Source organism: Streptomyces sp. NBC_00354, assembly GCF_036106915.1.
Taxonomy (GTDB): Bacteria; Actinomycetota; Actinomycetes; order Streptomycetales; family Streptomycetaceae; genus Streptomyces.
The window spans coordinates 8,436,207-8,450,375 of the sequence record NZ_CP107983.1; the positions used below are offsets into that span (position 1 = coordinate 8,436,207).

Below are 14,169 nucleotides of genomic sequence, written 5' to 3' on the forward strand. Positions count from 1 at the left end.
AGAGACGAGGATCAGGCATCGACCGGTCGGCCCCTTCGGGGCGGACCGGTGCGAGGTGCCGGGTGGGGATCCCTTGCGAAGAGGCGACGCGTGGTTACCGTCGCGCCCGGGCGATCGGACACAGAGCGCTCGCCAGCCTGCCCAGATCGAGGTGGCGGCGCGCGGTGAGAGGGCTTCCAGCTGCCATGCCGATGAGGTTAGGGGCGGCGGTGAAGCCGGTCCATGTACGGCATGTGAAAAGTGGCCCGGTCGATGAGCTGCTCGGCGCACAACACCGTCCGGCGCCTGCCGGACGGTGTTGTGGCTGGTCAGTGCCGGGCGCGGCCTGCCGGTCAGCTCTTGACCAGCAGGCCGCGGCTGCGCAGGACGTACCGCTCGACGGGGCTGAAGATGAGCAGGTCGATGGCGATGCCGACGACGAGGATGAGGATGATCGCGAGGAACACGCCGGGCAGGTCGATGTTGTTGCGGCCGTTCTCGAGGAGCTGGCCGAGGCCGAGGCCGAGGTCGGGGGAGCTGGCGATGATCTCGGCGGCCATGAGAGAGCGCCAGGAGAAGGCCCAGCCCTGCTTGAGGCCGGCGAGGTAGCCGGGGAGGGCGGCGGGCATGACGATGTGCCGGGCGCCGCGCAGGCCGGTGGCGCCGAGGGTGCGGCCGGCGCGCAGGTGGAGCGGGGGGATCTGGTCGATGCCGGAGACGAGGCCGTTGGCGATGGACGGGACGGCGCCCAGCAGGATCACCGTGTACATCATGGCGTCGTTGAGGCCGAACCAGAGCACGGCCGGGGGCACCCAGGCGACCGAGGGCAGGGACTGCAGGCCCTGGAGGATCGGGCCGATCGCGGCGCGGACGAACTTGACGCGGGCGACGATCAGGCCGAGCGGGGTGCCGATGGCCAGGGCGAGGAGGAAGCCGAGCAGGCCGCGGGAGACGCTGGTCCAGACGACTTCCAGCAGGGTGCCCTTGAGCCACATCTGGGACAGGCTGTCCCAGACGGCGGACAGCGGGGGGAGCTTGGTCTCGTCGGTGACCTTCGCCGCGACGAGGATCTGCCAGACGAGGAGCACGAGGCCGACGGCCAGGAGCGGGGGCAGTGCCTTCTTGACGAGGACCTCCCGGACCGGGGTCCGGTGGGTCTGGACGGCGTCGAGGGCGTCGAGTCCGGCTTCCAGGCCCGCCAGGTCGTCGGTCTTGCCGTTGGGCGCGACCTTGGGGGTGGTCTCAGTGCTGGCCATGGCGGCGGATCTCCCCACGCAGGTGTTCAGTGATCTCGACGGACAGCTCGGCGACGTCCGCGTCCTCGATGCGGCGGGGCTGCGGGATGTCCACGGTCCATTCCCTGGCGACCCGGCCGGGCCGCGAGGAGAGCAGGACCACGCGCTGGGCGAGGCGGACGGCCTCGCGCACGTTGTGCGTGACGAAGAGGACGGACAGGTTCGTCTCGGCCCAGATGCGGGTGAGTTCGCCGTGCAGGATGTCGCGGGTGATGGCGTCGAGCGCCGCGAACGGCTCGTCCATCAGCAGGAGTCGGCTGTCCTGGGCGAGCGCCCGGGCCAGGGCCACGCGTTGGCGCATGCCGCCGGACAGTTCGTGGACGCGCTTGCCGTATGCGCCGCCGAGGCGGACCAGTTCCAGCAGGCGTTCGGCCTCCAGTTTACGGTCGGCTTTGGCCACTCCGCGCAGGCGCAGGGCGAGTTCGATGTTCTTGCCCGCGGTGAGCCACGGGAAGAGGGCGTGCTCCTGGAACATGAGCGCCGGACGGCCGCCGGGGGTCTCGATCGACCCCGCGGACGGCTTGTCCAGGCCCGCGACCAGGTTGAGCAGGGTGGATTTGCCGCATCCCGAGGCCCCCAGGATGGTGACGAACTCGCCGGGTGCGACATCGAGGCTGATGTCGTCCAGGACGAGCTGCGATCCGGCCGGGCCGGAGAAGGACTTCGAGACGTGCGCGATGCGCGCGGCGTGCGAGACGGCGGTGGAGTCCTCTGCAGGATGGGCCAGCGTGGTGGCCATGGTCGTCACCTCCTGGGATTGCTGGATTGCGGGGTTACTTGGCGCCGAGGCCGGCGTCGGAGACCTCGGGCTTGCCCGCGGCCTTGAGGACCTTGTTCAGGAGCGTCAGGTCGTAGATGCCGGCGAGGTCGGGCTGCTCGATGAGCTTGGCCTTGACCGCCCAGTCGGACTCGGTCTTCAGCGTGGTGGCCAGGGGGTCGTCGGTGACGAGGATGCTCTTCCACGCCGGGTCGATGACCTTTGCGTCGAGCGGCTTGCCGCCGTCGGCCTCCAGCTTGGCGTTGGCGGACGCCTTGGCCTTGTCGGGGTTGGCGTTGATCCACTCGTTGGTCTTGACGGTGCCGCGCAGGACGGCCTCGACGACGTCGGCGTGTTCCTTGAGGAACTTCTGCGACACGATGACGTTCGTGATGACGAACTTCTTGTCGGGCCACAGGTCGGTCTCGTCGAGGAGGACGGAGCCGCCGTCGGCGACGAGCTTGGAGGCGGTCGGCTCGGGCACCCAGGCGCCGTCGATGGAACCCTGCTTGAAGGCGTCCGGGGTCACCTTGTTGTCCGTACGGACGACGGAGACGTCACCCTTGCCGGACTCCGGGTCGACCTTCCAGCCCTTCTCCGCGATCCAGTTGAGGAACGCGACGTCCTGCGTGTTCCCCTTCTGCGGGGTGGCGATCTTCTTGCCCTTGACGTCGTCCAGGGTCTTGATCTTGTCCGGGTTCACGACCAGCTTGACGCCGCCCGAGGCCGAGCCGGAGATGATCCGCAGGTTGGTGCTCTTGGACTTGACGTAGCCGTTGATCGACGGCGAGGGGCCGATGAAGCCGATGTCGAGAGAGCCCCCGTTGAGGGCTTCGATCTCGGACGGGCCGGCATTGAAGGACTGCGGCTTGATCGCGGTCCCGCCCAGCTCCTTGGCGATCAGGCCCTCCTGGAGGCCGACCAGAGCGGTGGCGTGCGTCAGGTTCGGGAAGTACCCGATACGGACCTCGGAAGCGGAGAGCTTCTTGTCGCCGGTGGCCGCGGCGCCGGCCTTGTCGTCGTCCTTCTTCGCCTCGGAGCCGTAGCCGCAGGCGGTGAGCAGCAGGGGAAGGGCCGCTGTGACGGCGATGGCGCGCAGGGTGGTGAGCGGTCTTGCGGCAGACACGGGGGTGTCCTTTCAGGGGATGGTGTTCAAAGAGGTACGGAGAGGGGCGGCGGGAAGTCATCGGCACACACCGCACCCACTCGCGGCCGCCGGCGGCGGGATCGCGGTCGCCGGCTGAGGAATGGAAGGTGTCGGATGCCCGCGCTCGAAGGCGCGCCGTCGGTGGGATCGGCAGAGGGGCCCGCCCGGCCGATGGAGAGTGGACGGGGACGGCGCCCGGGGGCGCCCTGCGCGGAGCCAGGCCCGGCGAAGGGTGTCAGCAGGGCTGACAGATGGCGCTGGACGTACGGACCAGGTCGATGTGCAGGCGGGAGGTCAGCGGCAGCATCCGGCTTGCGTGGTGCAGTGTTCGCACGGCTACCTCCCCGATTCCTAGTTTTCCCACCTGGTTGGTAGGCATCTTGGCAGAGGCGGACACCCGTCCCAAGAGGGTGACCGGATACTGGACGTCGAGATCTCGCTATGTGAGAAAGTGCAGGTGGGGCGCCGGGTCAGGGATTGGTCCAGGCCCCGGGGGTATCGGTCAGCGCCGATACGCCAGAGGGCAGGTCGGCTGACGCGACGTCGGCGAGTGTCACGCCGTCGAGGATCTCGCGCACGTTGGCCCGGAGCGCGATCCACAGGGGGAGCAGCGACTCGGCGGGACCGGTGTACGACAGGTCCGGTGGGCGGACTCCGCGCACCGAGACGAGGGGTCCGTCCACGACGCGGATCACATCCGCGATGCTGATGGACTGGGCGGGCTTCGCCAGCCGGTATCCGCCGTTGCCGCCGCGCTGGCTGAGCACGAGACCGCCTCGGCGCATGTCGTTCAGGATGCCCTCGAGGAACTTGTGCGGGATGTCCTGGGCGTCGGCGATGGCTTCGGCCTTCACCGGCCCGTCATCCTGCGCCGCGGCAAGCTGCAGTGCGGCACGTACCGCGTAGTCCGCCCTGGCTGAGATCCGCATAGGGCCATTATCCGGCATGGATTCGGCCGGCGTCGGCCGCGGGTGGCCGCAGGCTGCCGGGCGGGCAGCCGCGCCCGGCAGCCGAGGGGACCGGGGCGCGGATCCGTGTCCTGAGCGGCGCCCTGCGGGTCAGTGGAAGGCTGCCGCCACCGCGCGGTGGGAGCCGTTGAGGTAGTGCTCGCCGATGGAGCGCAGGCGGTGCGCGACCGGGCGGTGGGCCGTCAGGACGCGGGCGTTGCGCCAGAACCGGTCCAGGCCGGGGGCGTCGGCGAGTTCCAGCACCCGGGCGGTGATGTGCAGGGTGGCCTTCGACATCACGGCCTCGGCCGTGGCGACCAGGGCGGCGACGCCCGCGGGTACCTCGGCATCGAGCTGCGCACCGGTGGCGAGGGCCTGCGCCGTCACCTCCGTCGCCCGGTCGACCACGGCGGTGGCCGTCTGAGCGGCAGAGGCGAGTTCCCCGTACGTCAGGAAGAGGTCCGGGTCCTCGCCGGGCAGCCGGTGCGCGCGGCCGCCCCTGCTGAGGTCGCGTGCTTCGGTGAGGGCGCCCTCGGCGATGCCGAGGCCGACGTGGCACAGGGCGAGCCGGAGTGCCGGCTCCGCGAGCGCGGTGAACGGCGCTGTCGACTCCTCGTCGTGCGGCCGGCGGCCCAGCACCTGCCCCGGTGTGATGGTGACCCTGTCCAGGAGGACCTCGCCCGCGCCCGCGACCCGCTGCCCGAGGCGATCGTGGGCGGGTTCGACGGTCACGCCCTGGGAGCCGGGCGGGATCCGTACGACCAGCACGTCGCCGGTCGCGGCGCAGACGGCGTCCACCACGATCTGGTCGGCTGCGGCCACCGCCGTGTCCACGGACCGGCGCCCGGTCAGCACGTAGCCGGTGGCGCGCGGCCGCAGCGTGAGGGCCGGTCCCTCGGTGTCGCCGTTGGGCGCGGGCGTGCGTACCGCCCCGGTCCACAGCCACCGCTCGCGCACCGACTCCTCTTCGAGGGCGGTCGCGTGCTCGTGACTCGCGTAGAAGCGTCCGCTCCAGGCGTGCACGTAGTGGCGGGCGAGTACGTCGCCGACAGAGCTGTCCGCTGCGGCGATCTCCCGTATGACGGCGCATCCGGTACGCCAGTCCGCACCGCGGCCGGGCCCGGGCGGGGTGAGCGCCGCCGGCAGGCCGGCCTCGCGCAGCCGGGCCGTCTCGTCGGTCGGCGGCTTGCCTGATCGCGCACGATGGCGTCCGCGGCGAGGTCGTCCGCCACATCGCGGGCGGTGCGCAGGAGCGCGCGGCGCCGCTCGTCGGTGGAGCGGGGTCCGGCAGGGCCGGGTGTGGTCCGCATGGGCGTCACCGGCAGGCCCCGGTGTCGCTGTGCGGCGCGGGGACTGGGCGGACAGCGGTGCCATGGGGGATGGCGGTGGTCATGTCGGCTACTCCGGAACGTTGTTGGGTGGCGTCGGCCGGTTGCCGAATCCCCACCTTTCCCATCGGATTGATAGGGATACTTGCCCGAAGCGGTCTTCCGGGCAAGTGTGTGACCGGATCGTGGACAATCCGATCTCGGGATGAAAGACGTTGCAGGTCGGCGGCAGGCTTGTGCGGCCGGGTCGCAGCCGGATCCTCTGTCAGGGGGCGCGCGCGCCCGGGGGGTTCGCCCGGTGTGATGCCTGTCGGCAAGGTCCAGACGTTTCCTATGTAATCAGTAGGGAAGTATTGACGCGTGCCCGCCGCGCACTTCACGATGTGGCCATGTCCCCGTCGCAGCCGTTGCTCGTACGCCGCAGGCACGTTGACTTCCGTCTCGTAGCCAGCGCCATGTGCCGACCCTTTTAGGGCTTTTCGGCAGGGCGTTTCCTCGACGTGCGCCGGTGTTCCGGCTGCCGCTTCTCTCTGTGCTCCGTGCCCCGCGCTTTTCGTGACCCCGGCCCTGCGAGCCGTACGGGTCCGCCCGGAGTGCGGCGCGCCGGCCGGCCCGGTCGGCGCGGTCGCGGAGACCCCATGCCCTGACGTGCCCGAACACCCGGCATCCGTACCTCGATCCGCGCAGCCGAAGGGGCTCATCGTGACCACCGCAATTCCCGCACCCGCCATCCGCCGCGCCCCGGCCCCGCGCCTCCAACTGGTCGGCGACCGTCCGCCCGGCGCCTTCGCCGACGGGACCCGTGGCGGCCGCGTCGGATACCTCGTGTTCCTGCCGGCGGACGTCGACCCGGTGGCGCTGATGGACGCGCACGGCATACGCCCGGAGATCCGTTCCCTCGAGCCCGGGACGCCCGCGGCTCCCGAGCCGGAACCGGCCCCGTACCCCGACCCCGTCGAATTCGACGGCACGATCCGGGTCGACCGCGCACGTCGGCTGGTCGAGGTCGACGGGCGCGAACTGGACCTCACCTACCTGGAGTTCGACCTCCTGGCCCACCTCGTGTCCCATCCGTACACGGTCCACACGCGTGATGCCCTCATCTCGGGCATCTGGGGTTATGGGCACATCGGCGACGGCCGTACGGTCGATGTCCACGTGGCCCGGTTGCGCCGCAAGCTCGGACCCGCCTACCGGGACCGCATCTCCACCGTGCGCCGCGTCGGCTACAAGTACGTTCCCGACCACCAGTAGCCCCCCGGACGGCCGGGGGTGGAACTTCCGCCGCCACCGCCGGAGGTTTCTCAGGCGTTCGCGATGACCAGCAGGGTCCGGGCGGAGGCCGGGCCCGTCAGGCGGCAGCGGTGCGGGACTTCGCCCCGGTGGTGGGCGCTCTGGCCGGCGCGCAGGGTCAGCGGTTCCTCGCCCTCGACCTCGAGGACGATCTCGCCCTCCAGTACGTAGAGGAAGTCCTCGCCGGGGTGCTCGAACCAGCCGCGCTCGCCCTGGCCGGGCTCGAAGTGGTGCTCGTAGGCCTCCATCAGCGCGCTGCGCCCGCCGGGGATGAGGACCTGGGCGATCTGCCCGGCGGCCTCGCTGACGCGGATCACCTGCGGATCGCTCTCGTGGCTGACCGCACCCGGCCGGGCGGGCGGCCGCAGGAAGGTTCCCGGGGTGACGTCCAGCGCCTCCGCGATCCGGTAGATGGAGCTGAGGCTGGGGGTGGCGAGGCCGCGTTCGAGCTGGCTGAGGAACGGCTGGGAGAGGCCGGAGAGCGTGGCGAGGACGGCCATGGAGACGCCGCGCTGTTTGCGGCAGCTCCTGATCACCCGTCCGACCTCGATCGCCTCGGGCGTGGGTTCAGGTCGAGACACGCTGGTGAACGTACCTCATCACCCATCAAGCGCCGGGGGCTCCGGCGAGGTTTCGTGCTGCCGCAACACTCTCGTCATAAGCGTGGTCAATTATTGACCTCACTTATCAACGAGGAACCGAACGAGGAGCCGCCCCGTGCACGCCACCCCCTCACCGCCCGGCCGGAGCCCCGGCCGGCTCGGCCCGGCCCTGGCCGCGGCAGGCGCCGTGCTCGCGCTGTGGAGCCTGCTCGCCTGGTCCGGTGCGGTGGCCCCGGGGCTGCTGCCCACGCCCGGTGAGACCGCGGCCGCGCTCGCGGACAGCGCCCGCAGCGGCATCCTGGCCGCCGATCTCGGCGCCAGCCTGGCCCGCGCCGGGCAGGGCTTCGCGCTCGGCGCCCTCGTGGGCAGCGCGCTGGGCTTCGCCACCGGCTATCTGCCCCGGCTGTCCGCCGCCGTCACCCCGGTCATCTCCTTCCTGCGCCCGATCCCGGCCATCGCGCTGGTCCCGCTCGCGACCGCCTGGTTCGGCATCGGGGAAACCGCCAAGCGCCTGCTCATCGCGTACGCCGTGCTGCTCGCCGTCTGGCTATACGTACACGACGGGGTGTCCCGGGTGCCGGCGTCCCATCTGCGGGCGGCCCGGTCGCTGGGGGCGCCGCTGCACCGGCGGTTCACCGAGGTGCTGCTGCCCGCCGCCGCGCCCGCACTGCTCGCCGCGTTGCGGTACGGGGCCTCGGTGGCGCTGCTCGCCCTGGTGGCGGCGGAACTGGGCGGCGCGGACCGCGGGTTGGCATACCGGCTCCAAGTGGACGGCCAGTTCCTGCGCGTGGACCGGATGTTCGCGGGACTGCTCGTGCTCGGACTGCTCGGCGTGGCCGTCGACCTCGTACTGGCCGCGGTCGGCCGCCGGTTCGTGCACTGGAGCGCCTCATGAGCCTGGGGGTACGGCTGGAGGGGCTGTCGGTGCACTACGGGGCTGCCCCGGTGCTGGAGCGCACCGATCTGGAGCTTCCGGCAGGATCGTTCACGGCGTTGCTGGGGCCCAGCGGGTGCGGCAAGTCCACGGTTCTCAATCTGGTGGCCGGGTTCGTGCGGCCCACCGAAGGACGGGTGACGGCGGGCTCCGCTCCGGTGGACGGGCCGGGCCCGGAGCGGGGCGTGGTCTTCCAGCACTACGCGCTGTTCCCCTGGCGCACCGCCCGCGGCAACGTCGAATTCGCGCTCAAGCGGCTCGGCCTGCCGCGTCCGGAGCGCCGCAGGCGCGCCCTCGCGGCACTGGCCGAGGTAGGGCTGGCGGACGGCGCCGAGAAGTACCCGGCGCAGCTGTCCGGCGGCATGCAGCAGCGCGTCGCACTGGCCCGCGCCCTGGCAGCCGAGCCCGAAGTGCTGCTGATGGACGAGCCGTTCGGAGCCCTGGACGCGCTGACCCGGACCCGGATGCAGACCCTGCTGCGGGAGCTGTGGCAGCGCCGCGGAACCACCGTCCTGTTCGTCACGCACGACATCGACGAGGCGCTGGCCCTCGCCGAACGGGTCGTCGTCCTCGGCGGGACCCCCGGGCGGGTGCTGGCCGACCACACCGTGCCCGCCGGGCCGCCCGACCCGGACCTGCGCTCGCTGATCTCACGTCACCTCGGCTCCGACTGAAGCCCCCGACTCTTCCCTGCTCCCACCTCCGTCCCCGGAAGGACTCCCACCCATGCCCAGACCCCGTGCAGTGGCCGCCTTGTTGACGGCGGCCCTGCTCTGTGCCCTCGCCTCTGCCTGTGCCGGGGGCTCCGGCGCTGCGGGCGGCGGCCACCCCGCCGTCTCCCTCGCCGGAAGCGACCTCCTCGGCGGCGCGCCCGTCCACGTGGCCCAGGAGCGCGGGCTGTGGTCCGCCGAGGGCATCGACGCCACCGTGACCACCCAGCCCAGCGGGCGCGACGCGCTGGGCGCCGTGCTCGGCGGTCAGGCGCAGCTCGGCGTCGTGGGCGACCTGCCCGCGGTGACCGCAGCGCTGAGCGGGCGCGAGCTGCGGATCGTCGCCGACCTGTCCCGGTTCTCCGACTGGCGCCTGCTGACCCGGACCGACCGGCAGATCACCGGCCTCGCCGCGCTGAAGGGCCGCAAGGTCGGAGTCCCGCAGGGTACGAACGTCGAGTACGCCCTGTCACGCATGCTCGCCTCCGTGCAGCTGACGGCCGCCGATGTGACCGTGGTGAACCTCGCCCCGAACCAGGTCACTCCGGCGCTGGCCCGCGGCGACGTGGACGCCGGGGTCACCTTCCCCAGCTTCTACGCCGCCGCCCGCACCACCCTCGGCGACCACTACGCCGAGCTCCCCTTCACCGGCTACACCGCACGGACCCTGCTCGTCGCGGGCCCGAAGGCGACCGACGAGACGACCACGGCCGTCCTCCGGGCACTGCTGAAGGCCCAGCGCGAGATCGCCGCCGACCCGGCCGGCGCGCGAAAGGCCGTACTCGCCCAGTCCAAGGGCGCGCTCCAGGCCGACTACGTGGACGCCTTCCAGCCCCGCTACGGCTACGGCGCGACCCTCTCGCCCGAGCTGCTGGCCCAGTTGGAGCAGGAGGCCGGCTGGGCGAAGGCAGCCCAGAGCCTGCCGGGCTCCGCCGACCACGTCGCGCTGCTGCGGCATCTGCACCCCGCACCCCTGACGGCCGCCGACCCGGCCGCCGTCACCGTCCACTGAGCCACGCCCCGACAGGAGATCCCCATGACCGTCGACCAGAACACCCTGCGCCGCCGCGGCGTCGGCCTGATCGCCCATGACCCCGCCCGCAGTTACGGCGGCTACACCCTCTACACGCCCATCACCAGCGCCGGCGAGATCCACCTCGTCGACATCGAGGGCCGGCCCGTCCACACCTGGAACTCCCCGCACCCGCCCGGCCGCCAGGCGCAGCTCCTCCCGGGCGGAAACCTCTTCTACGCGGCCAAGGACACCGGCAGCCCCACCCTCTTCCCCATCTGGGACGTCTACCACGGCGGCATCCTCCAGGAACTGGCCCCCGACTCCACGGTCCTGCGCGAGGTCCGGCACCCCTTCCACCACCACGACGCCTCGATCCTGCGCAACGGCAACCTCATCGTCACCGTCGTCGAACCCCTGGACCCGGCCGACGCCGCCCGCATCCGGGGCGGCATCCCCGGCTCCGAAGCCCCGGGCGGGGTGATCTACGGGGACGTGGTGTACGAGCTGACCTGGGACGGGGAAGAGGTGTGGCGCTGGGCTGCCATCGAGCACCTCGACCCCGAGGAGTTCCCGCTCAACCCCCACTTCGCCCGGGAGCACTGGCCCATGGCCAACACCGTCAACGAACGCGCCGACGGCTCGATCGTCCTGGGCTTCCGCAGCGCGTCCTCCACCGTGGCCGTCGACCGCGCCGACGGGTCCGTGCTGTGGCACATCGGCCCCGACGTCCTGGCGCAGCAGCACCATCCGCACGAGCTGGCGGGCGGGAACATCCTGGTCTTCGACAACGGCACCTACCGCGACACCACTTCCGTCCCGTACTCGCGGGTGCTGGAGCTGGACCCGCGCACGGGCAAGGAGGTGTGGGCGTACGAGGACAACCCGCCGCAGAACTTCTACAGCCCGTACATGTCCAGCGCGCAGCGGCTCCCCAACGGCAACACCTTCATCGCCGAGGGCTCCTTCGGGCGACTCTTCGAGGTGACCCCCGGCGGGGACGTGGTGTGGGAGTTCGTGGTCCCGCAGTTCCGGTCCTTCGGCGAGGGCGTGGGCCTGGAGTCCTCGGCCGGCGCCCAGAACTCCGTCTTCCGCGCCTACCGGTACTCCGCCGACCAGCTTCCCTGGCTGTGAACGACAGCCCGGTTCATTTCGCCGGAAGGCGTTGTGTGTACGGCGGATGAAATTGCCGCACGCTTTCGCGGATTCCGATATCAGGGCCGTTGACAGCCCTTCTCCGAACTGCCTAGCTTACGCCGCAGATAACGACATCAGCGGCCTCTTCTCTTCGACATGACGGCTGCTTTTCGATTCCTCGATTCATCGAATGCTGCTGGAGTGCCCTTGACCGGATCGCTTGTCCTCACCGCGCCCCCGGGACCGGCGGCGCCGGTGGAGCGGGTCCTCCCGCTCCGCCGGCCCGGGCGGTGGATCGCCACCGCCGTCGTGCTGCTCCTGGTCTCCCAGGCCGCCCACGGCCTGCTGACCAATCCCTTCTACCAATGGGACCGGTTCGCCTACTGGTTCGTCCGGCCCGTCATCCTGGAGGGCCTGCTCATCACCCTCCAGGTGGCCGCGTACAGCGCGGTCCTGGGTCTCGCGGGCGGCATCCTGCTCGCCCTCGGCCGGCTTTCCGCGAACCCCGTACTCCGGTCGGTGAGCTGGACGTACATCTGGCTGCTGCGCTCCGTGCCGCTGATCGTGGTCCTGCTCTTCCTCTACAACCTCAGCGCCCTCTACCCCACCCTGAGCATCGGGGTGCCCTTCGGGCCCGCCTTCTTCACCTTCGACGAATCGCGGCTGGCCACCGACATCGTCGTGGCGGTCGTGGGACTGAGCCTGAGCGAAGCGGCGTACGCGGCCGAGGTGGTACGGGCCGGTGTGCTCTCCGTCGACCAGGGCCAGCACGAGGCGGCGGCCGCGCTGGGACTGCCCAAGCGGTACCAGTTCGCCCGGATCGTCTTCCCCCAGGCGCTGCGCTCCATCGTCCCCGCCTACGTCAACCAGCTGGTCGGGCTGGTCAAAGCCACATCCCTGGTCTTCTACGTATCGCTGCTCGACCTGTTCGGCACGGTGCAGAGCCTCGGCAGCACCTACTCCGGCGACATCGTGCCGCTGCTGCTGGTGGCCACGTGCTGGTACGTGGTCCTCACCAGCGTCCTCTCGGTCGTCCAGTTCTACGTCGAGCGGTACTACGCGCGAGGTGCGCTGCGCACCGTACCGCCCACCCCCCTGCAGCGGGCCCGGACGGGCCTGGGCGATCTCCGGGACCGCTTCCGGAAGGAGACGGCGCGATGACCACCGCCCTGCGGGCCGCCGCGATCGAGGTCCACGACGTGCACAAGTGGTACGGCCGACAGCAGGTACTGGACGGGGTGAGCCTGACGCTGCGGCCGGGCACGGTCACCGCGGTCCTGGGCCGCTCCGGCTCCGGCAAGTCCACCCTGCTGCGGGTCATCAACCACCTGGAGAAGCCCGATGCCGGATATGTCAGCGTGGGCGGCGAGCCGATCGGCGTCACGCGGCACGGCGGACGGCTGAAGGAGCTGAGCGAGCGGGCGATCCTCGCCCAGCGCGGGCGCATCGGCTTCGTCTTCCAGAACTTCAACCTCTTCCCGCACCTGACCGTGCTGGACAACGTCGCAGCCGCCCCGGTGGCCACCGGCAGGCTGCCGCGACCGCAGGCCCGGGCCCTGGCGCGCGAACTCCTGGAGCGCGTCGGGCTCGGCGACCGCACCGGCGCCTATCCGCGACAGCTGTCGGGCGGCCAGCAGCAGCGCGTGGCCATCGCCCGCGCCCTTGCGCTGCGGCCCGGAGTCATCCTCTTCGACGAACCCACCTCCGCGCTCGACCCCGAACTCGTCGGCGAGGTGCTGTCCGTGATCAAGGGCCTGGCCACCGGCGGCACCACGCTGGTCATCGTCACGCACGAGATCGGCTTCGCCCGCGAGGTGGCCGACGAGATCGTCTTCCTCGACGGCGGCCGCATCGTCGAACAGGGCCCGCCCGAGCAAGTGCTGGACCGGCCCGCCCATCCCCGTACGCGGGAGTTCCTGAGCAAGGTGCTCTGACCCCGCCGAGCCCCACCCCGCCCACCGGCCCTTCCGAACCGAAAAGGAACACCATGCAACGCCGACGCTCCCTGCGCACCAGATTCGTCCGCGGCCTCGGTGCCGCCACCGCCACCGTGGCGCTCGCCTCCGGCCTCACCGCGTGCGGCGGTGAGGCCGAAGCCACCGGACCGGGCTCCGGCAAGGTCACCGTCGGCGCGGTGTCCAACGGTGCCGCCCAGCAGGCCGAGCTGTCCGTCCCGGTGGACGAGTCCCTGCGCGCCCAGCTGCCCGCTAAGGTCCGCGAGCGCGGCGAACTCCTCATCGGGGTCGGCGCGCTGCCCGCCGGCTTCCCGCCGCTGGCGTACGTCGGCACCGACCAGAAGACCCTGACCGGCGCGGAACCGGACCTCGGCCGCCTGGTGGCCGCGACGCTCGGGCTCAAGCCGGTGGTGAAGAACTCCACCTGGGAGAACCTGTTCGTCGGCATCGACAGCGGCAAGGTGGACGTGGCCTTCACGAACGTCACGGTCACGGAGGAGCGCAAGAAGAAGTACGAGTTCGCCTCCTACCGGCAGGACAACCTGGCCTTCGAGACGCTGAAGGACAACCCCTGGAACTTCGGCGGCGACTACCGCAATCTCGCGGGACGGACGGTCGCGGTCAGCTCGGGCACGAACCAGGAGAAGATCCTGCTGGAGTGGCAGAAGAAGCTCCAGGCCGAGGGCAAGGACATCACCGTCAAGTACTTCCCCGATGCCAACAGCACCTACCTGGCCCTGAGCGGCAAGAAGATCGACCTCAGCTTCGGCCCGAACCCGTCCATCGCCTACCACATCACCCAGACGGCGAGCAGTAACGCCCCCACCCGCAACGCGGGCTCCTTCTCCGGTGCAGGCGAATCCCTCCAGGGCCTGATCGCCGCGACCGCGAAGAAGGACAGCGGGCTCGCCAAGCCGGTGGCGGAGGCGATCAACCACCTGATCAAGAACGGCCATTACGCGCGGCTGCTCGCCGCCTGGAACCTGTCCAACGAGGCCGTCACCACCTCGGAGGTCGACCCGCCGGGGCTGCCGGTGACCAACTCCTGAATCCCCGGCCCCCGGGCCATGCCA

15 protein-coding genes are annotated in these 14,169 nt (G+C 71.1%); 8 read left to right on the forward strand and 7 right to left on the reverse strand.

Going from position 1 to position 14,169, the window contains the following annotated elements:
- Nucleotides 1-332: 332 nt before the first annotated feature.
- From OHT74_RS38975 to OHT74_RS39000, 6 genes are all read right to left on the reverse strand, one after another.
- Nucleotides 333-1,235 carry an ABC transporter permease gene (locus OHT74_RS38975; RefSeq protein ID WP_328622974.1) on the reverse strand — a complete coding sequence of 301 codons (903 nt, stop codon included), beginning with the start codon at nt 1,233-1,235 and terminating at the stop codon, nt 333-335.
- Nucleotides 1,222-2,013 (reverse strand): ABC transporter ATP-binding protein, encoded by a 792-nt coding sequence (locus OHT74_RS38980; RefSeq protein ID WP_328622975.1) that lies wholly within the window; start codon nt 2,011-2,013, stop codon nt 1,222-1,224. Before OHT74_RS38980 ends, OHT74_RS38975 begins: the two co-directional genes overlap by 14 nt.
- 34 nt (nt 2,014-2,047) lie before the next feature.
- A complete protein-coding gene (locus tag OHT74_RS38985) occupies nt 2,048-3,157 on the reverse strand; it encodes an ABC transporter substrate-binding protein (protein ID WP_328622976.1) in 1,110 nt (369 codons plus the stop codon).
- Nucleotides 3,158-3,413: 256 nt separating this feature from the next.
- On the reverse strand, nt 3,414-3,512 hold the full coding sequence (locus tag OHT74_RS38990; protein WP_323139641.1) for a putative leader peptide: 99 nt from the start codon (nt 3,510-3,512) through the stop codon (nt 3,414-3,416).
- 136 nt (nt 3,513-3,648) lie between these two features.
- Nucleotides 3,649-4,107, reverse strand: coding sequence for an RrF2 family transcriptional regulator (locus OHT74_RS38995; protein WP_328622977.1), 459 nt, complete (start codon nt 4,105-4,107; stop codon nt 3,649-3,651).
- 129 nt (nt 4,108-4,236) lie between these two features.
- Nucleotides 4,237-5,499: an acyl-CoA dehydrogenase gene (locus OHT74_RS39000; protein ID WP_328622978.1), complete on the reverse strand. Its 1,263-nt coding sequence runs from the start codon at nt 5,497-5,499 to the stop codon at nt 4,237-4,239.
- Nucleotides 5,500-6,020: 521 nt separating this feature from the next.
- Between OHT74_RS39000 and OHT74_RS39005 the strand changes: the two genes are divergently transcribed.
- The gene (locus OHT74_RS39005; protein ID WP_443047761.1) at nt 6,021-6,707 is read left to right on the forward strand and encodes a winged helix-turn-helix domain-containing protein; all 687 of its coding nucleotides are present in this window, start codon (nt 6,021-6,023) and stop codon (nt 6,705-6,707) included.
- A gap of 50 nt (nt 6,708-6,757) precedes the next feature.
- On the opposite strand, the gene OHT74_RS39010 is transcribed toward OHT74_RS39005, so the two are convergent.
- Complete coding sequence (locus OHT74_RS39010) at nt 6,758-7,327, reverse strand: helix-turn-helix domain-containing protein (RefSeq protein ID WP_328622979.1); 570 nt, start codon at nt 7,325-7,327, stop codon at nt 6,758-6,760.
- 136 nt (nt 7,328-7,463) lie between these two features.
- Here OHT74_RS39010 and OHT74_RS39015 point away from each other — a divergent pair, with 136 nt between their 5' ends.
- The 7 genes from OHT74_RS39015 (at nt 7,464) to OHT74_RS39045 (ending at nt 14,145) form a co-directional block, all read left to right on the forward strand.
- On the forward strand, nt 7,464-8,243 hold the full coding sequence (locus OHT74_RS39015) for an ABC transporter permease (protein WP_328622980.1): 780 nt from the start codon (nt 7,464-7,466) through the stop codon (nt 8,241-8,243).
- On the forward strand, nt 8,240-8,956 hold the full coding sequence (locus tag OHT74_RS39020) for an ABC transporter ATP-binding protein (RefSeq protein ID WP_328622981.1): 717 nt from the start codon (nt 8,240-8,242) through the stop codon (nt 8,954-8,956). Before OHT74_RS39015 ends, OHT74_RS39020 begins: the two co-directional genes overlap by 4 nt.
- A 52-nt stretch (nt 8,957-9,008) precedes the next feature.
- The gene (locus tag OHT74_RS39025) at nt 9,009-10,004 is read left to right on the forward strand and encodes an ABC transporter substrate-binding protein (protein WP_328622982.1); all 996 of its coding nucleotides are present in this window, start codon (nt 9,009-9,011) and stop codon (nt 10,002-10,004) included.
- 24 nt (nt 10,005-10,028) lie between these two features.
- Nucleotides 10,029-11,138 (forward strand): aryl-sulfate sulfotransferase, encoded by a 1,110-nt coding sequence (locus OHT74_RS39030; RefSeq protein ID WP_266671680.1) that lies wholly within the window; start codon nt 10,029-10,031, stop codon nt 11,136-11,138.
- Nucleotides 11,139-11,297: 159 nt separating this feature from the next.
- Complete coding sequence (locus OHT74_RS39035) at nt 11,298-12,302, forward strand: amino acid ABC transporter permease (protein ID WP_443047649.1); 1,005 nt, start codon at nt 11,298-11,300, stop codon at nt 12,300-12,302.
- Nucleotides 12,299-13,075, forward strand: coding sequence for an amino acid ABC transporter ATP-binding protein (locus OHT74_RS39040; RefSeq protein WP_266671684.1), 777 nt, complete (start codon nt 12,299-12,301; stop codon nt 13,073-13,075). Before OHT74_RS39035 ends, OHT74_RS39040 begins: the two co-directional genes overlap by 4 nt.
- A gap of 53 nt (nt 13,076-13,128) precedes the next feature.
- Nucleotides 13,129-14,145, forward strand: a complete 1,017-nt coding sequence (locus tag OHT74_RS39045) for a transporter substrate-binding domain-containing protein (RefSeq protein ID WP_328622984.1) — start codon at nt 13,129-13,131, stop codon at nt 14,143-14,145.
- Nucleotides 14,146-14,169 lie beyond the last annotated feature (24 nt).

Coding starts and splice junctions, on each gene's coding strand:
- OHT74_RS39035 (WP_443047649.1), top strand. CDS start 11,298: ATGACGGCTGCTTTTCGATTCCTCGATTCATCGAATGCTGCTGGAGTG.
- OHT74_RS39020 (WP_328622981.1), top strand. CDS start 8,240: ATGAGCCTGGGGGTACGGCTGGAGGGGCTGTCGGTGCACTACGGGGCT.
- OHT74_RS39000 (WP_328622978.1), bottom strand. CDS start 5,499: ATGGCACCGCTGTCCGCCCAGTCCCCGCGCCGCACAGCGACACCGGGG.
- OHT74_RS38995 (WP_328622977.1), bottom strand. CDS start 4,107: ATGCGGATCTCAGCCAGGGCGGACTACGCGGTACGTGCCGCACTGCAG.
- OHT74_RS39030 (WP_266671680.1), top strand. CDS start 10,029: ATGACCGTCGACCAGAACACCCTGCGCCGCCGCGGCGTCGGCCTGATC.
- OHT74_RS38975 (WP_328622974.1), bottom strand. CDS start 1,235: ATGGCCAGCACTGAGACCACCCCCAAGGTCGCGCCCAACGGCAAGACC.
- OHT74_RS39040 (WP_266671684.1), top strand. CDS start 12,299: ATGACCACCGCCCTGCGGGCCGCCGCGATCGAGGTCCACGACGTGCAC.
- OHT74_RS39045 (WP_328622984.1), top strand. CDS start 13,129: ATGCAACGCCGACGCTCCCTGCGCACCAGATTCGTCCGCGGCCTCGGT.
- OHT74_RS39025 (WP_328622982.1), top strand. CDS start 9,009: ATGCCCAGACCCCGTGCAGTGGCCGCCTTGTTGACGGCGGCCCTGCTC.
- OHT74_RS38980 (WP_328622975.1), bottom strand. CDS start 2,013: ATGGCCACCACGCTGGCCCATCCTGCAGAGGACTCCACCGCCGTCTCG.